The following is a 25,257-nucleotide window of genomic DNA, read 5'->3' as shown; positions in this document are numbered from 1 at the left end:
ATCGAACTGAATATCTGGAGTGTCCCATGTCCCCGCCGCTCACCCGTATAAACAGCGACGAACGCCTGCCGGCGCAGGTGGATGTCGTCGTGATCGGCGGCGGCGTCATCGGCGTCTCCGCGGCCTATCACCTCGCGAAGAAGGGCCTCTCCGTCGCCCTGGTCGAGAAGGGCCATGTCGGCGGCGAGCAGTCGAGCCGCAATTGGGGCTGGTGCCGCCAGCAGGGTCGCGCGCGTGAGGAGATCCCGCTGGCGCGCGAGGCGCTGCGGTTATGGGAGGATATGCAGAACGATGCCGGCGTCGATGCCGGCTTCCGCCGTACCGGCGTGCTGTTCCTGACCAAGAGCAAGGACGAACTCGCCAGCTGGGAGCGATGGGCCGCAACGGCACGCGAGATGCAGGTCCACTCGACCGTTCTGACGCCGGCGGAAGTCGCCGAGCGCCTGCCCGGCAATTCCGAGACATGGGTTGGCGGCCTGCACACGCCGAGCGACGGGCGCGCCGAGCCCTCGATGGCGGTGCCGGCGCTTGCGACCGCCGCGCGAAAACACGGCGTCACCATTCATCAGGGCTGCGCCGCGCGTGGGTTGGAGACGCAAGGCGGGCGGGTGAGCGCCGTCGTCACCGAGAAGGGCACCATTCGCACGCAATCGGTGCTGCTGTCCGGCGGAGCGTGGTCGTCGCTGTTCTGCCGCCGCCATGGCATCGAGCTGCCGATCGGCCTCGTCAACGCCACCGCGTGCCGGACCACGCCGGGGCCGGAGATCACCTCCGGCGCGCTCGGCACCGATTTCTATTGCATCCGCCGCCGCCTCGACGGCGGCTTTACGCTGGCGCTGCGCAACCGCGGCACGGTCGAACTGTCGCCCGATCTGTTCCGCTACGCGCGGACCTTCTGGCCAACCTATCTGCATCGCAAGAACGGCTTGAAACTGTCGTTCGGCAAATCCTTCTTCGACCAGCTCATGCGCGGCACGAGCTGGAGCCTGGACAAGCCGTCGCCATTCGAGACCGAGCGCGTTCGCGATCCCGCGCCTGACATGTCTCTGGTCAATGCCGCGCTGGCTTCGTTGATCAAGTCGAACCCGGAGCTGAAAGAGATCGAGATCGCGGAAGCCTGGGGCGGGACGATCGACTGCACGCCGGACACCATCCCCGTCATCTCGCCGGTCGACGCCATGCCCGGCTTCTTCCTCGCCACCGGCTTCTCCGGCCACGGCTTTGGCATCGGTCCTGCGGCTGGCAAGCTCGCCGCCGACATCGTAACGGGCGCGACGCCGCTCGTCGATCCCGCGGCCTACAGCCACAAGCGCCTGATCGACGGCCGCCGGCTCGCGCCGGTCAGCCCCTTCTGAGGGTTTTGCGGCATGACGGTCCTCTACAAGGCCAACATGGTTCGGGGCGCTGAGTGGGCGGGCTTCTTCGCCGAGCGCGCGCCCGATGTTCCGTTTCGGCTCTGGCCCGACATCGGCGATCCCGCTGATGTCCGCTATCTCGTGGCGTGGGTGCCGCCGGACGACATCGCGACGACTTTCCCCAATCTCGAGCTGGTCTTCTCGGTCGGTGCGGGGGTCGACCAGTTCGACGCGTCAAAAGTTCCGCCACACATTCCGCTGGTGCGCATGCTGGAGCCCGGCATCGCCGAGACCATGGTCGAATACGTCACCATGGCGGTGCTCGCTCTGCATCGCGATCTCCTGCACTTCATCAACCAGCAGAAGGAACAGGTCTGGCGCGAGATCCGGATCACGCCGGCGAGGCGGCGGCGCGTCGGCGTGATGGGCCTTGGCCAGCTCGGCCAGGCCGTGCTGGAACGCCTCACGGCGTTCGGCTTTCCGCTTGTCGGCTGGAACCGCTCGCCGCGCGAGCTCGACGGCGTCACCTGTTATGCGGGCATGGAGTCGTTGCCGGATTTCCTTGCGCAGACCGACATTCTCGTCTGCCTGCTGCCTTTGACCGACGAGACCCGCGGCATCCTGAATGCAGACTTGTTCGCGCGCCTGCCGCGCGGCGCGTCGCTCGTCAACGTCGGGCGTGGCCCGCATCTGGTCGAAGCCGACTTTCTCGCGTCGCTCGACAGCGGCGCATTGTCAGGCGCCGTCCTCGACGTCGCCGAACCGGAGCCGCTGCCCGCAGGCCATCCGTTCTGGGGCCACCCGCGCATCCTGGTCACGCCGCACAATGCCAGCATGACCACGCCGGACACGGCGGTCGATTTCGTGCTGGACGTGATCGCGCGTCACCGCCGCGGTGAAGAATTGCCGGGGCGTGTCGACCGTACTCGTGGCTATTAGGACACTGGCATGAGCATGGGCGCAAGCGGAGCTGATCAAGTCGCTGTCAACGCGCAGTCGCCGGTGCTGTCGGTTTCCGGCCTGACGACGTCCTTCATGCGCGAGCGGCAATGGATTCCCGTCGTCCGCGATGTATCGTTCGATATTGCCTCGCGGGAAACCGTGGCGATCGTCGGCGAATCCGGTTCGGGCAAGAGCGTCACCGCGCTCTCGATCATGCGGCTCATCCCGAAGGAGACCGGCCGCGTCGAAGGCAGTGTCCGGCTTGCCGGTCGCGACCTGCTGACGCTGCCCGAAGCGAGCATGAAGGATGTTCGCGGCAACGACATCGCCATGATCTTCCAGGAGCCGATGACGAGCCTCAATCCGGTGCTCACCATCGGCTTCCAGATTGCGGAAGCACTGATTCAGCACCGCGGCCTGTCGCGCGCGGCGGCGGAGGCCGAGACCATCCGCCTGCTCGACCGTGTGCGGATACCCGCGGCGAAGTCGCGCTTCCACGAGCATCCGCATCGCTTTTCCGGCGGCATGCGCCAGCGTGTGATGATCGCGATGGCGCTGGCCTGCAAGCCGAGGCTGCTGATCGCCGACGAGCCGACCACCGCGCTCGACGTCACAATCCAGGCCCAGATCCTGGAGCTGTTGAAGGAGCTTCAGCAGGAAGAGGAGATGTCGATCCTCTTCATCACTCACGACATGGGCGTGGTTGCCGAGATCGCGGATCGCACCGTGGTGATGTATGGCGGCCAGGCGGTGGAAACCGACCATACCTCGCGCATCTTCGCAGCCCCTTCGCATCCCTACACAAGGGCACTGCTCGCCGCCGTGCCACGCCTCGGCTCGATGGACGGGCGGACGCGGCCGATGCGCTTTCCGATCGTCGACAAGCTGACGGGAACCTCGGACGAGCCGGCGGAGACGCCCGATACGGTCTCGATTGCCGAGCGACCGCTGCTCGAAGTCTCCAACCTCACGACGCGCTTTCCGATCCGCTCGGGCCTGTTCGGCAAGGTCTCGGGCCGCGTTCATGCGGTCGAGAACATCTCCTTCACCTTGCGCGCTGGCGAGACGCTGGCGCTGGTCGGCGAATCCGGCTGCGGCAAGTCGACGACGGGCCGCTCCATTCTCAAGCTGACGGAGCCGGACAGCGGCACCGTCCTGATCGACGGGCAGGATGTGCTGGCCATGAATGCCCGCACTTTGCGCCACTTCCGCAAGCAGATGCAGATCGTGTTTCAGGATCCGTTCGCGAGCCTCAATCCGCGCATGTCGGTGGGAACGGCGATTGCGGCCCCATTGCTCGCCAACGGGCTCGCCACGGCGTCGCAGGCGCGGGAGAAGGTCGCCGACCTGCTCGTTCGCGTTGGTCTCACCGCCGACATGGCCGCGCGCTTTCCGCACGAATTCTCCGGTGGCCAGCGCCAGCGCATCTGCATTGCCCGCGCGCTCGCTCTCGGACCGAAGCTGATCGTCGCGGACGAAGCGGTCTCGGCGCTCGACGTTTCGGTCAAGGCGCAGGTCGTCAATCTGATGCTGGACCTTCAGGCCAGTATGGGACTTGCCTATCTCTTTATTTCGCACGATATCGCGGTGGTCGAGCGCATGAGCCATCGCGTCGCGGTGATGTATCTCGGTGAGATCGTCGAGACCGGTCCACGCGCGGCCCTGTTCGGAAATCCGCAGCATCCCTATACGAAGAAGCTGATGGCGGCCGTGCCGGTGCCGGATCCAGCGCGCCGCGGCACCAGGCGCGAGGTAGCGAACGACGAGATCAGAAGCCCGGTGCGCGCGCCCGACTACCAGCCGCCCGTTCGGCAATATCGCGAGGTGTCGCCGGGCCACGTCGTGCAGGTCTGGGGCGAGGAATGGTCCGCCTGACGAAGGCCATGAGCGCATGGCTCTCTGTCTACGCATCATTTCCAAAATGCACGATGGAGTCGCGCGGCGATCTGCCGGGGAGGTCAACGATGGTGTCCTTCGCGGCGCCGGGCCTGTGACATCACGCTGAAATCACAATGAAATCATCGCGGCGCGATCCAGTGCGACAGCCTGCCGCGCCAGCCTCGTGTTATGCGCTGCGGCTGGACCGTCGGCCGGCGATCTCCGATAATGTGCGGATCTCGGGAAGGCCGGCGAAGACGTGCCTTTACGGATGGATTTACTGAAATGACACAAGCAGGCGTCTACGGGCAGAGGCTCGGGCAGGGCCTTCGCTCGGAGCAAGCACCGGTCCTGATCACGCGTTCGCTGCACAGCTCCGAACTCGCGGTCACCGAAGTCCGCAACGACGATCCGACGCCGGATATTTCCGGCTCGCTGGCTGCGGAAGATGCCTATCTCGTCAGCCTGAAACTCCGCGACTATCCGGATTGCGAATGCTGGGAGGAGGGCCGCTGTGTCACCAAGGCGGATGTTCGCGCAGGTGCGACCTATCTGTACGACCTCAAGCGCGACCCGCGCTATGTGATCGACAAGCCGTTTCACTCGCTCTTCTTCTATTTGCCGCGCTCGGCGCTCAACGGCGTTGCTAGGCAACCGGGCGGGCCGCGCGTTGGCGAGCTGAGCTACGAGCCAGGTGTCGGTCATGACGACGAGGTCGTTCGACATGTCGGTGCCTCGTTGCGGCAAGGACTGTGTAGGCCCGACGAGACCAACCAGCTTTTCGTCGATCACATGATGCTTGCGCTCACCGCCCATGTGGCCCAGACCTATGGTGGGCTGAAGCCAGCCGCAGAACCGAGCCGCGGCGGTCTCGCGCCATGGCAGGTGAAGCGTGCGTGTGACCGGCTCGATTCCGATCTCTCGGGCAAGATCGCGCTGCAGCTGATCGCGACCGAGCTTGGCCTGTCGGTCAGCCACTTCTCACGCGCATTCCGGATCTCCACCGGCCTGCCGCCGCATCAATGGCTGCTCCAGCAGCGCGTGAAGGCGGCCAAGCAACTAATGTCGGTCCGCGACCTGCCGTTGTCCGAGATTGCCATCTCGGCCGGATTCGCGAATCAGAGCCATTTCACGCGGGTGTTCTCGTCCATCGTCGGCGTCAGTCCGGGCGCATGGCGCCGCGACACGGATGGCGGACGGGACAAGACTTGAACTTACCGGCGTTTCGCCAGTGAGATCGTGTAGGCCGTGCGGCGCGCGGCAAAGATCTCGTCCGGCGGATGGCCGATGCCGTCGGCAAGATTGACCGGATTGAAGATGGAGCCGTCGCAGGCCTCGTTGGCCTCGAGGCTGGTGATGACGATTGTCCCTAGCCGCACCTGCTCACGGTTGTCCTCGTCCGGCCATCGCAGGGTCACGTCCATGGTGGGATCGCCGGGACGGTCGAGCAAGGCCATCACGTTGAAGCGGATATCGCCGGCTGCGATCCTCCGCGCGAGATCGTCATGCAGGAAATCGGCCGACTTCCCCCTGGCTTCGTCCTCGCTCAAGGTGACGTCACCGCCCACAGGCGCGACCTTGAACTTGATGAAGCGGGTCTCGCCCTTCGCGTTCGTCGCGGGAAAGGCGTGCACGCCCCAATAGGTCGTGCCGGCAAAGCTGCCGGGCAGCCGGCGTGCCGCGACGTAATTCGCCTGGTTCAGTGTTTCAGGATTGGCCGCGGAAAAGGCTCGGACCTTCTCGATGTCAGGCTTGCCGTCCGCGCCTGGGATGCGCGCCTCGAGGAAGGCGAGCATCTGGTCGAGCGTCCGTGCAAAATGCACCGGAGCGGTTTCCGTCAGGATGTCCGAACGATGGGCATCGTCGCCAAGCCTAAAGCTGAAGCCGCGCAGGACGAGATTGTTGGTGTCGGTCACCCCGGGATTGCCGCCGCCAACGGAGAAGCGCGCCAGCACGCGCGACGGTCTTGTGAAGCTCAGCGATCGCGTGATCTCTGCCGCGTGGTCGGACGGCGCATAGGTCCCGCGCACACATCGACCCTTGGCGAAGATCGCGCGCACCTTCGGCGGATTGCCTGCGACCGCCTTCAATGCATCGACGATCGCGGCGGGTGTTGCAGCGAGGGTGGGAAGTTCGGACATGGCTTGGCCTCCGGCGCGAGCGGCATGGCCAGGTTTTAGGTCTGGTGCAGCGCCGACGTCTTTCCCAAAGCCGCGCTGCCTTGTCCGACCCTGCTGATTGCTTGCTCGCGCTTCGGGAATTCACGTGCGCAAAACATGGTATGAGTGGATAGATCTGATGTCGGCGAGACGCGGGACAACTTGTTTACTGATGGCTCTTTCAGCTCCCGCGCTCCCGGGTCTCGCGACGATGCAGACTTGTCCTCCGGAAATTGTGATCGGATAGAGCGACGGCAAACCGCGTTATGTGAACCGTCTCATATTTCATCACTCTCTTTTCGAGCTATCACTCCCGCAAGAAATTGCCGCACCCGGACTTAACTGACAGACACGGGTGAGATGCAAGGCCTGCGTAGCCGCGTGCTCGCAGCTTTGGATTGGCTCTCGTCTAGCTCACGAGCAAGCCAGCCCCATCACTCAGCACAGATTTTTCAGAAATTGGAATCCAGGCAATCGCAAAACGCGTCCACGAGGCTGCCTCTATTCGGGGTCGGCCGGTAGGCCGCTACTTACCTAAGAAGGAGACCCCCAATGAAAATTAGTGATGCAATTTCTAGCGCATTTTCCCTAACGAGGGGCTCCGGCAATCTTCGGATCGCTCGTTCCGGTCTGATCAGGTCGGCCCATCTTCTTGAAAGAATTGGGCTCGCAGCCGTTGGGGCCTCTTGCGGCCTCTATGTGGGTGCGGCCCTGTTGCGTGAGAAAGGCGGACTGTTTGAAAGCGGCTGGATCGTGCTGATAACGATGCTCTACGGAGCTTTTAGCTATTACGTTGGAATTGATTTGTCTCGCAGTGTCGCGCGGAAGTCGATTTCGAGCACCTCGGAAGAGTGGAATGGTTCCGAGCCGGCTGAGATCATGAGCGCGGCCGGAACGTTCGGCGCCGCGATTGCCGCAACTCTGTCCGTCAGCATCCTTGTCCTTGATCATAACCCAGCCAATGGCCTGATAGCCTTTGTTGCCGGCTGTTGGGTGGTTGGTTCTTCGCTCCAAGTCGCGGCGGGCACGATGGCTCGCAACTACGAAGCGCGCATGGACAAGCAATGAAGGAATTGTGCTCACCCAAGAACGTCTGCTTGGCGTCATGACGAGAGCACAAGCCGCAGCGTTGGATTCGGCTCCAGGTCCCGAGTGAGTCGTGACCACTCATCGCAACCTCTGTCGTGCAACGCTGCGTGAAGACGATGTTTGGTAGCGGAGTCGTTCGCATCGGGCGGCGACCCGGCTTAGAAGCCGTGTCGGTACTGAGTAACCTAAATTATCGCACAACAAACAAGACGTGCCATCATGGCGATGTTGGGATATCGTCCCCGCGCCGTGGTCCAAAATCCTGCTAACCGCCAACCACACGATCGGTGGAGCCAATGCAGATTGCGGAGTGGCTCGACAAACTGGGGCTTGGGCAATACGCAGAGCGTTTTGCCCAGAATGCAATCGACGTGGGCATCCTCCCCGAACTGATGGACGAGGACTTTGATAAGCTCGGAGTCCTGCTAGGCCATCGCCGCAAAATGCTGCGTGCTATTGCCGACCTCGATCCAGCCGCGTTGATCGCATCGCCGACGCCTCCTCAGGACGCCGAGCGGCGCCACCTCACCGTTATGTTTTGCGATCTGGTCGGCTCGACCGCGCTCTCGGCGCGTCTCGATCCCGAGGATATGTGGGAAGTGATCCGGGCCTACCGCGCCGCCTGCGCGAGCGTCGTTGCGGCTTATGACGGCAGGATAGCCAGGTTCGTCGGCGACGGAATACTCGTCTATTTCGGCTATCCTCGCGCCCACGAGGATGATGCGGAGCGCGCAGTGCGAGCGGGTCTCGACACTATCTCCGCAATTGGGCAGCTCAAAACAGGCGCCGACGAACGGGTCGAACTGCGCATCGCAATTGCGACAGGGCTTGTGGTGGTCGGTGACCTCATCAGCGGAGATGCGTCAGAGGAACAGGCAACCGTCGGCGACACACCAAACCTTGCCGCTCGGCTCCAGAGCCTGGCGGAACCGGGCGCGGTCGTCGTTGCTTCGTCGACGCGCCGGCTGCTTGGTGATCTCTTCACGTTTCGCAATCTCGGCCGCCGTGAGGTCAAGGGCATAGCCGAACCCATCGCAGTCTGGGCGGTGGAGGGAGCGATCGCATCCGAGAGTCGCTTCGAGGCGGTCCGCGCGGTACGCTCGACCGGTTTTGTCGGCCGCAGGGATGAGATCGAGTTCACTCTCTCGCGCCAGCGGCTGGCATGGCAGGGGCAGGGGCAGATGGTATTGATTTCCGGCGAAGCGGGCATCGGCAAGTCGCGCATTGTCGCAACGCTGTCCGAAAGCCCCTCGTTGGGGGCTCACCGCCGGGTGCGATATCAGTGTTCGCCCTACCATATCAACAGTGCGCTCCATCCCTTTGTCGCGCAGCTCGAGCGCGCCGCCGGCATCCGGTCGCACGACACGCCTGGGCAAAAGCTCGACAAGCTCGAGGCAATGCTGGCGCTTGGAACACAGCAGGTCGCCCAAGCGACACCGCTCATTGCGGCTCTCCTTTCGATTCCCACCGGCGACCATTGTCCGCCGCTGAGTTTGAGCCCGGCGCAGCAGCGGCGACAGACATTTGCCGCCCTTCTGGATCAGCTTGAAGGGTTGGCGCGAGAGCAACCCCTGCTGATTATCTGCGAGGATATGCATTGGACCGATGCCACGACACTTGAACTGTTCGATCTCGCGGTCGATCGGATCAGAGGCCTGCCGATACTCGTGCTCATGACATCCCGGCCAGAGTTCGAGCCCTCCTGGTCGGGCCTTGCCAACGTTAGTCTGTTGCGGCTCGACCGACTCGATCGGCAGGACTCGCGCGCGCTGGTCGAACAGGTGGCCGTTGGTCGCCAGCTGCCACGCGAGATGATGAAGCAGATCATCGATAGGACGGATGGCATCCCACTATTCGTCGAGGAATTGACCAAGATGGTGCTGGAGTCCGGGCTACTCGTCGAAGATGCCGGGCGCTATCGCCTCGATAATCCGCTCCCGCCGCTCGCTATTCCCGCAACGCTGCAGGATTCGCTGATGGCGCGGCTTGACCGGCTGGCCCCAGTCAAGGAGTTGGCGCAGATAGGCGCCGCCATCGGTCGCGATTTTTCATACGCGCTGCTGAGATATGTGGCGGGACGCGATGATCTGACGCTGAGCGCTGCGCTAGCACAACTCGAAGAGGCCGAACTGCTGGTGCGTCGCGGGGCTCCGCCCGAAGCAAACTATAGTTTCAAGCACGCTCTCGTTCAGGAAGCGGCCTACGAGAGCCTGCTCAAGAGCAAACGGCAGGTGCTTCACAAGCGCATCGGCGATGTCCTGCGCGAGAAGTTTCCAGTCGTCGCCGAGACTGAGCCGGAAGTTCTGGCACACCACTTCACTGAGGCGGGGCTGAACGAGGTCGCCCTCGAATGGTGGCGCAAGGCGGGCCTGCAGGCGCTGAAACGCTCCGCCTATTCCGAGGCGATTGCACATCTCGGCAAGGCGATTGCCGTCGCCGATGAGCTGCACGATGAGCACGACCGGATGATGAGTAGGCTACATCTTCAAATCGCATATGGCCGTGCATTACGGGGCAGCCTCGGGCACAGCGCTCCCGAAACGGTAGCCGCATGGACGCGCGCCCGACAGTTCGCAGCCGACATCAATGATCCGGTTGAACTTGCGCCAGTCCATTCGGGTCTCTTCAATGCCTGCCTGACACACGGCGAACTCGCGCCGATGCGGGCGCTGGTGGATGCCATCGTGAACGCCGCTGAACGGCGACCGGACTCACCGGTGGCCGCCGTCGTTGCACATTGGACGGGCGGGGTTACCTGCTGGTTCGGGGGCGACTACTTGAACGCGAGAGTACATCTTGAGAAGGCACTAGAGATCTATGGTGACGAGCCGGATCCCGCGACGTTTAGGGGCTCGGCACTGGATCTCCCATTCGTGATCATGAGGTTTCTTGCCCTGGTGCTTTGGCCGCTTGGCAGGATCGCTCGCGCACGTCGCCTCGCCGTGGAAGCGATAAGTGCTTCCGGAGAAAAACGGGCGCTTTCTCAGGCCAATGCGCTTGTTCATCGAGCTGTGTTCGACGGACTATGCGGGGGCATGTTGCAGCAAACAGAGACGATCCTGGCGCTCGGTCTCGCTCGCGACCACACGATGCCGCTGTATGTGGCCGCCGGCACCTACCTGAATGGCCTGGCCAAGTGGCGTGCCGGCGACGGAATGGCCGCGCTAACGGAAATGCGTCGCGGCTGGACCTTGCTGCACGAGAATGACTGCTACCTCTGTGAGCCGTTTTGGGGGATGCATGTCGCGATGGCGGATGCAGAGTCGGGCCGACTCGAAAACGGGCTGGAAATCTTGAGCGGATTGATCACATGGGCGGGGCAATCCGGTCAGCATTGGCTTGATGCCGAGCTGCATCGCGTCTACGGGGAGCTTTTGTTGCGTCATGATCCTTCGGACCTAGCCAGTGCCGAAAATGCGCTAAACCGAGCGCTGGAAATCGCACGGCACCAACGGGTGAAGACTTTCGAGCTGCGCAGCGCCCTTGGACTTGCACGCCTGCACAAGACAAATGGCCGAGCGGGCGCGGTATCCGAGGTGCTCGCTCCCGTGCTCGCTGAATTCGATGCGGAGCGCAATCTTCCCGAAGTCGTTGAAGCCAGAGAGCTGCTCAAGCAAGTGCATTAGGCACGTGCGGTTTCTCTAGCTAGCCGTTTGGTCAGGAGAGGCGTCGAGATCCTGCCCCAGCATCTCCGGTCGCCTCACTGCAATGCGCGTTCGCTCGTGACGTACGGGCCAGGGGCTGACGGGTTACGAATTCACGTGCACGAAATCCCGCAGCAGCGGGTAGATCTCGTTATTCCAGCGCTTGCCCGAGAACACGCCGTAATGGCCGACGCCGGCCTGCATGTGGTGGACGCGGCGGTAGGCGCGCACGCCGGTGCAGAGGTCTTGCGCGGCCAGCGTCTGGCCGATCGAGCAGATGTCGTCCTTCTCGCCCTCGACCGTCATCAGCCCCATGCGGCTGACGGCCTTGGTGTTCACCGGACGTCCCCGATGCATCAGCTTGCCCTGGGGCAGAAGGTGCTCCTGGAACACGTCGCGGACCGTCTCGATGTAGAATTCCGCGGGCAGATCCATCACGGCGAAATATTCGTCGTAGAAGGTCTTGATGCTGGCCGCCTTCTCCTTCTCGCCCTTGGCGATGTGATCGGCGAGATCGATGTGCTGCTTGATGTGGCGCTCGAGATTCATCGAGACGAAGGCGGTGAGCTGCACGAAACCTGGATAGACTTTCCGCAAGGCACCGCGGCACTGCACCGGCACGTAGTTGATCAGGTTCTGCTCGAACCAGTCGATCGGCCTGCTTTTGGCGAATTCGTTGACCCTGGTCGGCTGGATGCGCGTGTCGATCGGGCCGGCCATCAGCGTCAACGTCGCCGGCCGTGAAGGATGGTTGCCCTCGCACATGATCGCGGCGGCCGCGAGCGCCGAGACCGAGGGCTGGCAGATCGCGACCATATGCGGGCGCGGGCCCAATTGGCCGAGGAAGTCGATGAGATGCTCGGTGTAGTCGTCGAGCCCGAAACGGCCCTCGCTACGGGGAATGTCACGCGGATTGTGCCAGTCGGTGATGTAGACATCGTGATCCTGCAGCAGCGTCTTCACGGTGCCGCGCAGCAGCGTCGCGAAATGGCCGGACATTGGAGCCACCAGCAGCATGCGCGGCTGCTCGCCCACGCCCTCCTTCTTGAAACGCAGCAGCGAGCCGAACGGGGTCGCGTAAGCGATCTCCTCGGTCACGGCGACTTCGCGATTGCCGACCATGACGCTGTCGATGCCGTAGGCGGGGCGGTGGTAGGTGAGGGTGGAGCGGGAGATCAGCTCAAGCGCGGCCGACAGACGGCCGACGACCTGATCCGACAAGCCCTGCGGCACCAGATTGAGGAATCTGAGTGCGGACGAAGCCCCCGACCGCCACGGCGCCGTCAGGTCCATATGGTTCTGAAAGGCCTGATAATACATCGACATCATACTGAAACGCCCACCTGTCCCCGTGCTGCTATGCAATATCGGAGCCAAACCTGGGATGGGCCGCCCTCAAGATTGGCACGTCGCTTGCTGCTCTTTTCGCGGGAAGCACAGGCGGTGCGCACTCCCGCAGAGTCCGGCAGGGTGCGAGTCACAGGCGTGAGGGAAGGCCACATGGCGAAGGCGACACTGACCATCAGCAGCAAGAACTATTCGTCCTGGTCGCTGCGTGGCTGGCTGCTCACGAAATTTTCCGGGCTCGATTTCGAGGAGATCGTCACCGCGCCGGACGACGCGTCGGCGCGCGCCGAAATCCTGCTGTTGTCGTCGTCGATCCTGGTGCCGTGCCTGCGGCACGAGGGCGCGATCGTCTGGGACACGCTGGCGATCGCCGAATATCTCAACGAGGCGATGCCGAACGCCGGGCTGTTGCCCGCGGATCGCATCCAGCGCGCGCATTGCCGCTCGATCTGTGGCGAAATCCATTCCGGCTTCACCACCTTGCGCGCCTCGCTGCCGGTCAACCTGAAGGGGCACTTCCCCGGCTTCAAGATCTGGTCGCGCGCGCAGGCCGACATCGATCGCGTCTGGGCGATCTGGCGCGACTGCCTGGACAAATCGGGCGGGCCCTTCCTGTTCGGCGAGACCCGTACCATGGCTGACGCGATGTACGCCCCGGTGGTGACACGCTTCGTGACCTATAACGTCAAGCTCGAGCCGCAGCTGCAGGCTTATGCCGATACCATCATGGCCATGCCGGAGATGAAGGAATGGATCGCGGCGGCCAAGGACGAGCCGGCCGAGATCGAGGAGCTCGAGGTCGAATATTAGGCAGGCCGGGTGCCATCTGCCTGTTTTGGGAGCGAACATCCAGCCGCCGCATCCCGCAGTCATGTCATTGAAGCCGTTAACTTTTGACGCCCGTAGCTGGCTAAGCCTGCTCACGTGCTGCGCAGATATTGTATGCGCGCGCTGGCCAGTTGCGACATCTAGCCGTGAACAGACGCGTACAGGGACCTACGGCTGATTCGGACGTGATTCGTTCGGGCCGCGTTCCGAAGGTTAAGCCGGGACGCGGCACCGTTGCATTTTGAGACAGACGCCGGTGCTCAGGCTACGCCCGAATGCTTCATGCGCGGGACGCGCCAGCCGATGACGGTAGCTTCAACCGCGACGCCGGCCGCGTGGTTCTGCCAGCGTCCCTCGACATAGCGGCAGGCGAACGGCAGCTGATAAGTCCCGCTGTGGTCCTCGCACAGCACTTCGACTGCAAGGCCAGGCGGCGGTTCTCCGGCGCCGTCGAATTCCGCCAGTCGTCTGTCGCGCGTTGCCATCAAAAAACTCCCCTAAACAAAGCCGCAGAAGGAGCGCCCATTTCCTCCGCGTGCAGATCATCGCTCCCCGTCCGAGGGAACAGCTGCAAGCTCAACGCGAGAATGCGGTGCGAGTGTGGTAGCCTCGACAGGCGGCGTGCAAAAAGCGCACATTGCCGTGATTGATTTGACGAGGAACTTGCATGCTGCTTCGAAGCGCCGGCGTCTGTTTCGCGATGTTGCTGCTCGCTACGCTGGCGATTGTGCCGGTCCGCGCGCAGGACGTGCCCGGCATCGAGATCTGCACCGTCGAGAAGACCATGGAGCGCCGCACCAGCTGCCTCCAGAGCAACGTCGACTTCCTCCAGAAGACTATCACCAAGCTGAACCTCGATCACCAGCAGAAGCTGGATGCCGCGGGGCGCCAGATCGATGCGTTGAAGACGACGGTGGCCGGCTTGCAGAAGATGCTCGGCGATCTCCAGGCCGCGCAGGCGAAGACCGCGGAGGATGTGAAGAAGAAACAGGATGCGCCGCCGCCGAAGGATGCGGCGAAATAGGCGCCGCGCTCAGGCGACGCGATATCGCTCCATCACGCTTCGGTCGGGCTCATAGCCGAGTCCAGGTCCGGTCGGCACCGCGACATGGCCGGTGGCATCGACATCGGCGCGGCCGCCCCAGAGGCAGGCCTCGCGCTTGAGGTAAAACATCTCGACCAACCCGTCGCCGCGCCCCGCCAGGAGATGCAAGGTCGCCAGCAGGCCGGGGCCGAAATATGGGGAGTGCGGAACGATCTTGACGCCGAGCCGATCTGCGAGCGCCGCAACCTTGAGAAATTGCGTGATGCCGCCGACCTTGATCACCGACGGCTGGGCGTGGCTGACCGCGCCCGCATCCATCATCTGGCGGAATTGATATTCCGTGCAGGCGTTCTCGCCGGCAGCGACGCCGAGCCCGCCCTTGCTGCGGACCTCGGCGAGCGCCGCAAAATCCTCCGGCGGCCAGACCGGCTCCTCCAGGAACATCGGCTGCGCGTCGCGGCATGTCCTGGCGAACGCGATCGCCTCTTCGCCTGACAGCGGGCAGTTCATGTCCACCATCAGCGGAATGCCGGGCCCGATCGCCGCGCGCGCGGCAAACACCGCCGGTGCCGTGGTCTCGTGCAGCTTGATGGCGCCATAGCCGAGGGCGAGCGCCTTCCTGCATTCGGCAGCGATGTTGTCGGGCGAACCGATCCGCAACAGGCTCGCATAGGCCGGAATGGCCGGGCGCCTGGTGCCGCCGAGCAGGCGGTGCAGCGGCAGGCCCTTGATCTTGGCGGCAAGGTCCCACAGCGCGATGTCGAGCCCGGAGATCGCGAACATGGTGATGCCGTAACGCCCGAACAGATGCAGATTACGCTGGATCTGCTCCATCACCGCAGGAATGCCGGCGGCATCGGGAACCTCCAGTCCGCGGGCCTGGGGTGCGATCATTTCCTCGACGGCACTGCGCGTGGTGCGGGGGCAGACATAGGCGAAGGCATCGCCCCAGCCGGTCAGCCCGGCGTCGGTGCTGACCTCGACCATCACCATGTCAAGGGCGGTGATCGCGGAGGCGCCTTGGCGGAAGCTCGCGACACCGGCGTCATAGGGGATGCGGATATGGTGCGCCCGCACGTCGGTGACTTTCATGACGCGGTTCCTCCTGCTTTCTGGTGAGCGGTTTCAAGGATGTCCCGAGTGTAGCCATGAACGCCCGGACGTTGCCAGTGGCTGCTCCGGCGTTATCCTCTTGCGGGACCGCAACACCGATCAAGCGAAACCCGCGGACTTCCGTGCATCATGGTCGCGCTTCGAACGAGAAACGCCATGAACCCAGCCCAGCGCGCGCTCTGGTATGTCGAGAGCCATCTGGCCGAGCCGATGACGCTCGACGAGATCGCTACGATATCGGGCGTGTCGCGGTTCCACATCGTGCGCGCGTTTGCCGCAGCCACCGGGCTGCCGGTGATGCGGTACGTGCGCGCGCGGCGGCTGACCGAAGCGGCGCGCAGTCTTGCGAACGGCGCGCCGGACATCCTGTCGCTGGCGCTGGAGGCGGATTACGGCTCGCACGAAGCATTCACCCGCGCGTTCCGCGACCAGTTCGGCACCACGCCCGAAGCGGTCCGTGCCGCGCAATGCGCCGGTCATCTCAAGCTTCAGGAGCCGATCCTCATGGACTCAACCATCGCAGACAAGCTCGCCGCCCCGCGCTTCGAAACCACAAAGGCCTTCCTCGTCGCAGGCATCAACGAGCGCATCTCCTGCGACAACGGCGCGGCCATTCCTGGACTGTGGCAGCGCTTCCACCAGGAGGTCGCCGACATTCCCGTGCGCGTAGGATCGGTCGCCTATGGCGTCTGCTGCAACGGCGACGATGCCGGCAATTTCGACTACATCGCCGGCGTCGAGGTCGACGATTTCTCCGAGCTGCCGCGCCGCTTCGGCCGCATCCGTATCCCCGAGCAGCGCTATGCGGTGTTCACCCACGCCGACCACGTCGCCTCGATCAGGCGCACCGTCAACGCGATCTGGAATCAGTGGCTGCCGGCCTCCGGCCTGAAGGCTGCCGATGCGCCGAACTTCGAACGCTACGATGAAAAATTCGATCCCGCCACCGGCAATGGCGGCCTGGAGATTTGGATACCCGTGCGAGATTAGCGCGCAACGCTGGCATACCATCCCGCTTGCTTGGCAAGCCCCGGCGACTTTGTCATAACCGCAGGCAATCTTGCGTGTGGGGCCCGTGCCGGACATCCCGTGCAAGTCATAACAAGCAGCCGGGAGGGTCCCCACATGTCCAACGTCCGCGTTCTCGCCACCGACCTCGAATTTCCCGAAGGACCGGTCGTGATGCCGGACGGCTCGGTGGTGCTGGTGGAAATCCGCGGCCAGCGCCTGACCCGGATCCATCCCGACGGCCGCAAGGAGATCGTCGCGAAGATTCCGGGCGGCCCGAACGGCGCGGCCCTCGGCCCCGACGGCAAGATCTACATCTGCAACAATGGCGGCTTCTCCTGGATTCCGACCCGCAACATGATCATGCCGGGTCCGCAGCCCGACGATTATCTCGGCGGCTCGATCCAGCGCGTCGATCTGCAATCCGGCCAAATCGAAACCGTCGTGACCAGTTGCGGCGAGCACGATCTGCGGGGGCCGAACGATCTGGTGTTCGACAAGCAGGGCGGCCTCTGGTTCTCCGATCTCGGCAAGCGCCGCGCACGCGAGATGGACGTCGGCGGCATGTACTATCTCAAGCCTGGCATGAAGGAGATCGTCGAGGTCGTGCACGGCATACTGCCGGCGAACGGCATCGGCCTGTCGCCGGACGAGGCCACCGTCTACATCGCGGAGACGCCCACCGGTCGGCTCTGGGCCTACGAGCTCTCCGCGCCCGGCACGCTCAAGCCGCGCGATGTGATCTATCGCGGCGAGCGGGGCAAACCGATCTGCGGCCTCGGCGGCTACCAGATGTTCGACTCGCTGGCGGTCGAAGCGAACGGCAATGTCTGCGTCGCCACCCTCGTCTCCGGCTGCATCTCGGTGATCGCGCCTGACGGTACCCTGGTCGAGCAGGTGCCGACCGGCGACCGCGTCACCACCAACATCGCCTTCGGCGGCCCCGAGCTGAAGACCGCCTACATCACGCTCTCAGGCAAGGGCGAGCTGATCGCCATGGACTGGCCGCGCGGCGGATTGCCTCTCAATTTCCTAAACAAATAAACGGTGCTAGTGACCGTCATTGCGAGCGAAGCGAAGCAATCCAGGAATGCGTCCGCGGTGACAGTATGGATTGCTTCGTCGCTTCGCTCCTCGCAATGACAAAGGAGAGAGTTTCAAATGCCCTGGCCTGATCCCATCACCCTGCGCGGACAGCATGCCGGTCTGGAGCCGCTGTCGCATCAGCACCGCGAGGGGCTGATCGAGGCCGTGAAGGACGGCGAGCTCTCTACCATCTGGTACACCGCGATTCCGACGCCGGACAACATGGGCAAGGAAATCGACCGCCGGCTCGGTCTTCAGGCCGCGGGCTCGATGCTCCCCTTCACCGTGCTCGATGGCAGCGGCAAGATCGTGGGCATGACGACCTATATGAACATTGATGCCGCCAACCGCCGCGTCGAGATCGGCTCGACCTGGTATGGCAAGAGCGCGCAGCGCGGTCCGCTCAACACGCAGTGCAAGCTGCTGCTGCTCACCCACGCCTTCGAAACCCTGGACTGCATCGCGGTGGAATTCCGCACCCACTTCTTCAATCACCAGAGCCGCCGCGCCATCGAGCGTCTGGGCGCCAAGCAGGACGGCATCCTGCGCAGCCACCAGGTCGCGCCGAACGGCACGCTGCGCGACACGGTGGTCTACAGCATCACCGCGGCCGAATGGCCGACGGTGCGAACGCATTTGAATTATCAACTCAACGACAAGCCGCGCTAGAGGCGGCCGAGGCACCATGGAAAGATTTGATTATGTGATCGTCGGCGCGGGCTCCGCCGGTTGCGTGCTCACCAGCCGGCTGAGCGAAGACCCCGCTACCAGCGTCTGCGTGCTCGAGGCGGGCCCGAGCGACTGGCATCCCTACATCCATCTGCCGGCCGGCTTCATCAAGACCTTCCACATGAAGAGTATCAACTGGGCCTACCAGCAGGAGGTCGGGCCCTGGACCGGCGGGCGCAGCATCTATGCGCCGCGCGGCAAGACGCTCGGCGGCTCGTCCTCGATCAATGGCCATATCTACAATCGCGGCCAGCGCATGGATTTCGACACCTGGGCGCAGATGGGCAATCGCGGCTGGGGCTATGCCGACGTGCTGCCCTACTTCCGGCGGCTGGAGAAACGCGTCGGCGAGGGCGAGGACATTTATCGCGGCCGCGATGGCAATCTCACGGTCACCACCATGAACTGGCGCGATCCGCTTTGCGAAGCCTTCATGGAAGGCGCGGTGAGCCTCGGCATTCCGCGCAACCCCGACTACAACGGCAAGACCCAGGAAGGCGTCTCCTACTGCCAGCGCACCATCGACAAGGGCCTGCGCGTCTCTGGCGCCACCGCATTCCTCAAGCCCGCGATGAAGCGGCCGAATGTGCATGTCCACACCCACGCGCACGCGACCGAGATTATCTTCGAAGGCAAGCGCGCCGTCGGCGTGCGCTACATGAAGGGCGGCTCTGGCGGCACGCCGGTTGAGGTCCGCGCCAACAAGGAAGTGATCCTCTCCGGCGGCACCTATAATTCGCCGCAGCTCTTGCAGCTCTCCGGCATCGGCTCGCCTGATTTGCTCGGCGCCCACGGTATTGCTGTGCGTCACGCGCTGCCGGTCGGCGAAGGCCTGCAAGATCATTACGCCCCGCGTACGGTTGCCCGCGTCAAAGACATCAGGACCATCAACGAGCTTCGTCGCGGTTGGCGTCTCTGGGTCGAGGCGATGAAATGGGCGACGGCGCGCAAAGGCCTGCTGTCGCTGTCGCCGACCATGGTCTATTGCTTCTGGCATTCCGGCGAGAGTGCGGAGAGCTCCGATCTCCAGCTCACCTTCACACCGGCGAGCTACAAGGAAGGCGTGCAGGGCCAGCTCGAGGACGAGCCCGGCATGACCGTCGCGTCCTGGCAACAGCGCCCCGAGAGCCGCGGATATGTCCGCATCCGTTCGTCTGATCCGTTCGCGCCGCCCATCATCCAGACCAATTATCTCGACGCCGAGCTCGACCGTCGCGTCATCGTCGGCGGCATGAAGCTCGCACGGCGCCTGCTGAAGAGCGCGCCGCTCTCGCCCTATTACGCCTACGAGGATTTCCCGGGTCCCAACATCAACACCGACGACGAGTTCCTGGCCGCCGCCACCGAGCGCGGCACCACCACTTTCCACCCCGGCTGCACCTGCCGCATGGGCCCGGCGGATTCCACCTGGGCGGTGGTCGACGACCAACTCCGCGTCCACGGATTGGAGGGGCTGCGCGTGATTGACGCGTCAGTGATGCCGCGCATGATCTCGGCGAACCTCAATGCCTCAACCATGATGATCGCAGACCGCGCCTCGGACCTGATCCGCGGCAAGCAGCCGATGGAAGCCGCACGCGTGCCGGACGCGGCGGTGGCGTAGCAACGTCTCGTGCCCCGGACGCAGCGCAGCGCTTCCCCGGCGATGCGAAGCATCGTCCCGTGCAGCGGTGCGCTGCAGAGCCGGGGCCCCATCTCGCTCGACCTTCGTGCGCCCCTCGCGGTTTGAAGCGCGAGTTGGAGAGGGCGATGCTCGCCCTTGCTCCGTCATTGCGAGCGCAGCGAAGCAATCCAATATCTTTCCGCGGAGGCAGTCTGGATTGCTTCGCTGCGCTCGCAATGACGAGGTGGAGAGAGTGCGCCACACTCTCCGTGTCATCGCCCGGCTTGACCGGGCGATCCAGTATTCCAGAGGCGGTTATGATTGAGTCGAGAAGCCGCGGCGTACTGGATTCCCCGCCTTCGCGGGGAATGACACCGGAAGGTGGGGCGGCAGCGGAGTGCGCTCGAACCTACACTTCTCTCCGGCTCAGGAACGCCAGCCGCTCGAACAGATGCACGTCCTGCTCGTTCTTGAGCAGCGCGCCGTGCAGCGGCGGGATCAGTTTGCGCGGATCGCGCTCGCGCAACTGCTCGACGCTCATGTCTTCGTTGAGCAGCAGCTTGAGCCAGTCGAGCAGCTCCGAGGTCGACGGCTTCTTCTTCAAGCCGGGCACCTCGCGGACCTCGAAGAAGATGCGCAAGGCTTCCTCGACCAGCCGCTTCTTGATGCCGGGGAAGTGGACATCGACGATCCGGGTCATGGTATCGGCGTCGGGGAACTTGATGTAGTGGAAGAAACAGCGGCGCAGGAACGCGTCCGGCAGCTCCTTCTCATTGTTGGAGGTGATCATCATGATCGGGCGCTGCTTGGCCTTGATGGTCTCACCGGTCTCGTAGACATGGAATTCCATGCGGTCGAGTTCGAGCAAAAGATCGTTCGGGAATTCGATGTCGGCCTTGTCGATCTCGTCGATCAGCAGCACCGGGCGCTGCTCGGCGGTGAAGGCATCCCACAGCTTGCCGCGCTTGATGTAGTTCTTGATGTCGGACACGCGCGCATCGCCGAGCTGGCTGTCGCGCAGGCGCGACACCGCGTCGTATTCGTAAAGGCCTTGCTGTGCCTTGGTGGTGGACTTGATGTGCCAGGTCAGAAGCGGGGCGCTCAGCGCCTTCGCCACTTCCTCCGCCAGCACCGTCTTGCCGGTGCCGGGCTCGCCCTTGATGAGCAGCGGGCGCTCCAGCACGATCGAGGCATTGACCGCGACCTTGAGATCGTCGGTCGCAACGTAGTCCTTGGTGCCGGTAAATTTCATCGTGCGTCCTTGTTGGTCGTCGTCCCAGGGATTCCAGTTTCGGCCCCCTGGTCCAACAAACGGAACGGCCGCGCGTGGCGGCCGTTCCTGGTTCAGTCAGGCTTTCAGACCCGTTTTATCAGCGAAAGGATGACGAGCACAATCACCGCGCCGATCGTGGCATCCACGATGGCCCCGACCGTGCCGGTTGCGAGCTGGATATGCAGCTGAGGCAGAATCCAGCTGGCCACAAGTGCACCGATGATGCCGACGACGATGTTGCCGATCAGCCCAAATCCCGCCCCATGGACAATCTTGCCGGCAAGCCAGCCTGCGATCGCGCCAATGATCAGCGCTGCGAGAATTCCCATTGCAAACGTCCCCAAAACAACCCCGTGAGACCGCCAATTCTAGAGCAAAAAGCCTCCCGGTCCAGCGCAGAGCGATGGCCTCCGCCCCTTGACGTTCGCCCCCCGACGGGCAATCTGTCACCCATGTTCCTGCAATTCTTCACTTCTCTGCGCGATGCGCAGGTCCCCGTGACGCTGCGCGAATACCTCACGCTGATGGAGGCGCTCGACGCTGACCTCGCGGACTACTCGGTCGAGAATTTCTACTATCTCTCGCGCACCTCGCTGGTGAAGGACGAGCGCAACCTCGACAAGTTCGACCGCGTCTTCGGCACCGTCTTCAAGGGGCTGGAAAGCCTGCTCGACGCCATGGAGGGGGCCGAGATCCCCGAGGAGTGGCTGAAGAAGCTCGCCGAGAAATACCTGACGGACGAAGAGAAGAAGCAGATCGAGGCCATGGGCTGGGACAAGCTCATGGAGACCCTGAAGAAGCGCCTCGAGGAGCAGAAGGGTCGACACCAGGGCGGCTCGAAATGGATTGGCACCGCCGGCACCTCGCCGTTCGGCGCCCATGGCTACAATCCCGAAGGCATTCGCATCGGCCAGGACAAGAACCGCAACAACCGCGCCGTGAAGGTGTGGGACAAGCGCGAGTTCAAAGATCTCGACGGCAATGTCGAGCTCGGCATCCGCAACATCAAAGTGGCGCTGCGCCGCCTGCGCAAGTTCGCGCGCACCGGCGCGCCTGACGAGCTCGATCTCGACACCACCATCCGCGAGACCGCCAATCACGGCTATCTCGACGTGCACATGCGGCCCGAGCGCCGCAACGCGGTGAAGCTGCTGGTTTTCTTCGATATCGGCGGCTCGATGGACGCGCATATCGAGCAGGTCGAGGAGTTGTTCTCGGCTGCGAAGAGCGAGTTCAAGCACATGGAGTATTTCTACTTCCACAACTGCCTCTATGAAGGCGTGTGGAAGCAGAACAAGCGCCGCTTCACCGACCGCACCCCGACCTGGGACGTGCTGCATAAATACCCGCACGACTACAAGATCGTGTTCGTCGGCGACGCATCGATGTCGCCCTACGAGATCATGGTGTCCGGCGGCTCGGTCGAGCACGTCAACGAGGAGCCCGGCTCGGTCTGGCTCGACCGCATCATCCGCACCTATCCGCATTCGGTGTGGCTCAATCCTGTGCAGCAGAAGCACTGGGACTATTCGGAATCCACCACGATCATCAAACGCATCTTCGCCAACCGCATGTATCCGATCACGATCGAGGGGCTCGAGGGTGCGATGAAGGAATTGACACACTAGCTCGCGCTCCGCGCGCCCCGGAATGACAACAAGAGGGAGAACCACATGCCCCAGACCATCACCCGCGGCATCAAGGCGCTGATCGACGAGGCCAATGCCGAGATCGAAACGCTCACCGCCAAGGACGCCATCGAGCTATCGAAGAACGGCGACGTCGTCATCGTCGATATCCGCGATCCCCGCGAGATCGAGCGCGACGGCCGCATCCCCGGCGCGTTCGCCTGCACCCGCGGCATGCTCGAATTCTGGATCGATCCGCAGAGCCCTTACGCGAAGCCGGTGTTCCAGGAGGACAAGAAGTTCGTGTTCCATTGCGCCGGCGGCTTGCGCTCTGCGCTCGCCGCCAAGACCGCGCAGGACATGGGCCTCAAGCCCGTCGCCCACATCACCGGCGGCTACGCCGCCTGGCGCGACGCCGGCGGGCCGGTGGAGCAGTGGGAGCCGAAGAAGAAGGGATGAGGTGAATACCTCTCTCGCCACACACTCCGTCATGCCCGGGCTTGTCCCGGGCATCCACGTCTTCGCCGCAAGAACGTGGATGGCCGGGACAAGCCCGGGCATGACGACTGAGACAATTGCCGGAGCACCCTAATGACCACCCCCACCGATCCCCTCGTCTCCACCGAATGGCTCGCCGCCCACATCAACGACGCCAACGTCAAGGTGCTTGACGCCAGCTTCAAACTACCCGGCGTGCTGCCATTGCCGAAGGACGACTATCTCGCCGCGCATCTGCCGGGCGCGGTGTTCTTCGACGTCGATGCGGTCTCGGACCATTCCAACCCGCTGCCGCACATGTATCCGACCGCCGAGCAGTTCGGTCGCGACGCAGGCCAACTCGGTATCTCCAATGCCGACACCGTCGTGATCTATGATGCCGGCGGCTGGGTCGCTGCTCCCCGCGCGTGGTGGATGTTCCTGGCTTTCGGCCATGGCAATGTGCGCATCCTCAATGGCGGCCTGAAGAAGTGGCGCGCCGAGGGGAGTCCGGTCGAGAGCGGCGAGGTCAAGCCGAAGCCAGCGACATTCAAGGCGAGCTATGATTCAAAGCGCGTGCGCAGCATGCAGCAATTGATCGCCAACATCGAAAGCCGTGCCGAGCAGGTGATCGACGCGCGCGCCGCCGACCGGTTCGAGGGCCGGGCGCCGGAGCCGCGCGCGGGCATCCGCTCCGGCCATATCCCCGGCGCGCGCAACGTGCCCTACAATCTCCTGTTCGATGCCGCGACCGGCACGATGAAGCCACTCGATGATCTCCGCGCCGCCTTCACGAACGCCGGTGTCAGGCTCGATGCGCCGATCGTGACGAGCTGCGGCTCCGGGGTCTCTGCCGGCGTGCTGACGCTGGCGCTCTATCGCCTCGGCATCACCGACACCGCGCTCTACGACGGCTCGTGGTCGGAATGGGGCCAGGAAAAGGGACCGCCGATCGCAACCGGCCCGGCGTAACCTTACTGACGTGCGCGCGTGGTCGTTGCGGCGAGCGTGGGTTGCGGCTGCCCGAACGGATCGAGTTGCTGAACCGGCGGCGGCGGACGCCGGACGATGCGGCGGCGCTTCTTCACGCGATGCGCCCGCGGCTTGGTCGCCTTGCTCTCCGGCGAACTGCTGTCGGCCTTAGAGTCGGCCTTGGCCTTCGCAGGCGGATCCTTCCAGGCCGTGGTCGCCGGGTCGTTCAATGCGGCGAACTTCGCGCTCGCCATGTCGAACGAGGACGAAGCCGAGGCTCCGCTGGGGGCGGTAGGTGCTGGTTTGCTCGTGAGAGCGATCGAAACGGGCTTGGTCTCGGCGATGGATGCGCTGGCGTCGGCCGGAGTAAGCGTGTTGCTTGAGACCGGCGTGGCGTCGTCCGTCGTCGTCTCGGCCTTGGTCTCCGCATTGGCCGGTTCGGTCGGGACGTCAGCCGGAGCTGCAACGACCTGCGGCGGCTGACGGTCGGTCTCGGTCGTCAGCGCGAAGACCGGCTCGGGCTCGTTCGCCGGTAATCCGATCGTCGGCACCTGGTCACGCAGCGACGGCGCCGGATCGGTGGCTGCTTCCGGCTCGGCGCGCAGAACCGCGAGCACGGGCTGGGCCGGCTCGGGAGCTTGTGCAAACACCTGCTCCTGCGGACCATTCCGCCAGGAGGGGTTGCTGACATACTGCTCGTGGCTGGCCCGCAGCAGCGCGGCGGCGCCCAGGCCGAATACCAGGATGGAAGCTGACAGCAGGATCGCGGCAAACAGGAAGCGAAAGCCGGGAAGCATCGAGGGATTGCGAATTTCCGCCCCGGCGGCGAAGTGGCCAGGGCCCATGAGCCATCTGAACGCGGTGACGGTACTGCTTGCCGCGTTCGCCACGCGGGGATCGAAGCTCAAAGCGGGGGCGAATCAGGCTGATTCGAACATACCGCAACGATTCCCCGCCGTTCCGTAAAAAACGGAGCCGGCGACTCCGGCAATCTCAGTCGTGGGCTGATTTTCGTCCCGTGATGCAAGGAGGCAACGGTAGTCTTGCGGATCACAAATCGGCAAATCAGGCACAAATCCGC

The 25,257-nt window shown here is 63.8% G+C and carries 22 protein-coding genes; 15 read left to right on the top strand and 7 right to left on the bottom strand.

Annotation, left to right across the window (positions count from 1 at the left end; all coding sequences use genetic code 11):
* Positions 1 to 26 precede the first annotated feature (26 nt).
* The 4 genes from AC0L27_RS23045 to AC0L27_RS23030 all read left to right on the top strand — a co-directional run bounded on the left by AC0L27_RS23045 (position 27) and on the right by AC0L27_RS23030 (position 5,387).
* Positions 27 to 1,355, top strand: a complete 1,329-nt coding sequence (locus AC0L27_RS23045; protein WP_354205146.1) for an NAD(P)/FAD-dependent oxidoreductase — start codon at positions 27 to 29, stop codon at positions 1,353 to 1,355.
* A gap of 12 nt (positions 1,356 to 1,367) precedes the next feature.
* Positions 1,368 to 2,294 carry a 2-hydroxyacid dehydrogenase gene (locus tag AC0L27_RS23040; protein WP_275169224.1) on the top strand — a complete coding sequence of 309 codons (927 nt, stop codon included), beginning with the start codon at positions 1,368 to 1,370 and terminating at the stop codon, positions 2,292 to 2,294.
* 9 nt (positions 2,295 to 2,303) lie between these two features.
* Positions 2,304 to 4,172, top strand: a complete 1,869-nt coding sequence (locus AC0L27_RS23035) for an ABC transporter ATP-binding protein (protein WP_354205149.1) — start codon at positions 2,304 to 2,306, stop codon at positions 4,170 to 4,172.
* A gap of 288 nt (positions 4,173 to 4,460) precedes the next feature.
* Positions 4,461 to 5,387 (top strand): AraC family transcriptional regulator, encoded by a 927-nt coding sequence (locus AC0L27_RS23030; RefSeq protein ID WP_354205151.1) that lies wholly within the window; start codon positions 4,461 to 4,463, stop codon positions 5,385 to 5,387.
* 2 nt (positions 5,388 to 5,389) lie between these two features.
* Here the strand turns inward: AC0L27_RS23030 and AC0L27_RS23025 are convergent, their stop codons facing one another.
* Positions 5,390 to 6,316, bottom strand: coding sequence for a catalase family peroxidase (locus AC0L27_RS23025; RefSeq protein ID WP_275169218.1), 927 nt, complete (start codon positions 6,314 to 6,316; stop codon positions 5,390 to 5,392).
* A 570-nt stretch (positions 6,317 to 6,886) separates the two neighbouring features.
* Here AC0L27_RS23025 and AC0L27_RS23020 point away from each other — a divergent pair.
* Both AC0L27_RS23020 and AC0L27_RS23015 read left to right on the top strand, forming a co-directional pair.
* A complete protein-coding gene (locus AC0L27_RS23020) occupies positions 6,887 to 7,402 on the top strand; it encodes a hypothetical protein (protein WP_354205153.1) in 516 nt (171 codons plus the stop codon).
* Positions 7,403 to 7,719: 317 nt separating this feature from the next.
* Positions 7,720 to 11,049 (top strand): adenylate/guanylate cyclase domain-containing protein, encoded by a 3,330-nt coding sequence (locus AC0L27_RS23015; RefSeq protein WP_354205155.1) that lies wholly within the window; start codon positions 7,720 to 7,722, stop codon positions 11,047 to 11,049.
* 123 nt (positions 11,050 to 11,172) lie between these two features.
* Here AC0L27_RS23015 and AC0L27_RS23010 read toward each other — a convergent pair whose 3' ends face one another.
* The gene (locus AC0L27_RS23010) at positions 11,173 to 12,396 is read right to left on the bottom strand and encodes a polyhydroxyalkanoate depolymerase (protein WP_275169215.1); all 1,224 of its coding nucleotides are present in this window, start codon (positions 12,394 to 12,396) and stop codon (positions 11,173 to 11,175) included.
* Positions 12,397 to 12,567: 171 nt separating this feature from the next.
* Between AC0L27_RS23010 and AC0L27_RS23005 the strand changes: the two genes are divergently transcribed.
* Complete coding sequence (locus AC0L27_RS23005) at positions 12,568 to 13,224, top strand: glutathione S-transferase family protein (protein ID WP_275169214.1); 657 nt, start codon at positions 12,568 to 12,570, stop codon at positions 13,222 to 13,224.
* 278 nt (positions 13,225 to 13,502) lie between these two features.
* Here AC0L27_RS23005 and AC0L27_RS23000 read toward each other — a convergent pair whose 3' ends face one another.
* A complete protein-coding gene (locus tag AC0L27_RS23000; RefSeq protein ID WP_027570609.1) occupies positions 13,503 to 13,727 on the bottom strand; it encodes a hypothetical protein in 225 nt (74 codons plus the stop codon).
* 182 nt (positions 13,728 to 13,909) lie between these two features.
* On the opposite strand from AC0L27_RS23000, the gene AC0L27_RS22995 reads away from it, so the two are divergent.
* Positions 13,910 to 14,266, top strand: coding sequence for a hypothetical protein (locus AC0L27_RS22995; protein ID WP_354205158.1), 357 nt, complete (start codon positions 13,910 to 13,912; stop codon positions 14,264 to 14,266).
* Positions 14,267 to 14,275: 9 nt separating this feature from the next.
* On the opposite strand, the gene AC0L27_RS22990 is transcribed toward AC0L27_RS22995, so the two are convergent.
* Positions 14,276 to 15,379, bottom strand: a complete 1,104-nt coding sequence (locus AC0L27_RS22990) for a mandelate racemase/muconate lactonizing enzyme family protein (RefSeq protein WP_354205160.1) — start codon at positions 15,377 to 15,379, stop codon at positions 14,276 to 14,278.
* A 177-nt stretch (positions 15,380 to 15,556) separates the two neighbouring features.
* On the opposite strand from AC0L27_RS22990, the gene AC0L27_RS22985 reads away from it, so the two are divergent.
* From AC0L27_RS22985 to AC0L27_RS22970, 4 genes are all read left to right on the top strand, one after another.
* Entirely contained in the window at positions 15,557 to 16,390 is an 834-nt protein-coding gene (locus AC0L27_RS22985) for an AraC family transcriptional regulator (RefSeq protein ID WP_354205162.1), read from the top strand.
* Between the two features lie 135 nt (positions 16,391 to 16,525).
* Positions 16,526 to 17,452, top strand: a complete 927-nt coding sequence (locus AC0L27_RS22980) for an SMP-30/gluconolactonase/LRE family protein (protein ID WP_354205164.1) — start codon at positions 16,526 to 16,528, stop codon at positions 17,450 to 17,452.
* A 117-nt stretch (positions 17,453 to 17,569) separates the two neighbouring features.
* A complete protein-coding gene (locus AC0L27_RS22975) occupies positions 17,570 to 18,163 on the top strand; it encodes a GNAT family N-acetyltransferase (protein ID WP_275169207.1) in 594 nt (197 codons plus the stop codon).
* Between the two features lie 16 nt (positions 18,164 to 18,179).
* On the top strand, positions 18,180 to 19,826 hold the full coding sequence (locus AC0L27_RS22970) for a GMC family oxidoreductase (RefSeq protein ID WP_473320467.1): 1,647 nt from the start codon (positions 18,180 to 18,182) through the stop codon (positions 19,824 to 19,826).
* 409 nt (positions 19,827 to 20,235) lie between these two features.
* Here the strand turns inward: AC0L27_RS22970 and AC0L27_RS22965 are convergent, their stop codons facing one another.
* Together AC0L27_RS22965 and AC0L27_RS22960 are read right to left on the bottom strand one after the other, a co-directional pair.
* Positions 20,236 to 21,078 carry an AAA family ATPase gene (locus AC0L27_RS22965; protein WP_473309036.1) on the bottom strand — a complete coding sequence of 281 codons (843 nt, stop codon included), beginning with the start codon at positions 21,076 to 21,078 and terminating at the stop codon, positions 20,236 to 20,238.
* Positions 21,079 to 21,182: 104 nt separating this feature from the next.
* Positions 21,183 to 21,428 (bottom strand): GlsB/YeaQ/YmgE family stress response membrane protein, encoded by a 246-nt coding sequence (locus AC0L27_RS22960; protein ID WP_007613712.1) that lies wholly within the window; start codon positions 21,426 to 21,428, stop codon positions 21,183 to 21,185.
* A gap of 123 nt (positions 21,429 to 21,551) precedes the next feature.
* Between AC0L27_RS22960 and AC0L27_RS22955 the strand changes: the two genes are divergently transcribed.
* The 3 genes from AC0L27_RS22955 to sseA all read left to right on the top strand — a co-directional run bounded on the left by AC0L27_RS22955 (position 21,552) and on the right by sseA (position 24,176).
* Positions 21,552 to 22,727, top strand: coding sequence for a vWA domain-containing protein (locus tag AC0L27_RS22955; RefSeq protein ID WP_473320465.1), 1,176 nt, complete (start codon positions 21,552 to 21,554; stop codon positions 22,725 to 22,727).
* 45 nt (positions 22,728 to 22,772) lie between these two features.
* The gene (locus AC0L27_RS22950) at positions 22,773 to 23,186 is read left to right on the top strand and encodes a rhodanese-like domain-containing protein (protein ID WP_473320463.1); all 414 of its coding nucleotides are present in this window, start codon (positions 22,773 to 22,775) and stop codon (positions 23,184 to 23,186) included.
* Between the two features lie 132 nt (positions 23,187 to 23,318).
* On the top strand, positions 23,319 to 24,176 hold the full coding sequence (sseA, locus tag AC0L27_RS22945; protein WP_275169200.1) for a 3-mercaptopyruvate sulfurtransferase: 858 nt from the start codon (positions 23,319 to 23,321) through the stop codon (positions 24,174 to 24,176).
* A gap of 2 nt (positions 24,177 to 24,178) precedes the next feature.
* Here sseA and AC0L27_RS22940 read toward each other — a convergent pair whose 3' ends face one another.
* On the bottom strand, positions 24,179 to 25,021 hold the full coding sequence (locus AC0L27_RS22940; protein WP_354205171.1) for a hypothetical protein: 843 nt from the start codon (positions 25,019 to 25,021) through the stop codon (positions 24,179 to 24,181).
* Between the last annotated feature and the right edge of the window lie 236 nt (positions 25,022 to 25,257).

The sequence above is a fragment of the Bradyrhizobium sp. Ken51 genome, assembly GCF_055807435.1.
This window is presented reverse-complemented; position numbering and strand designations above follow the sequence as displayed.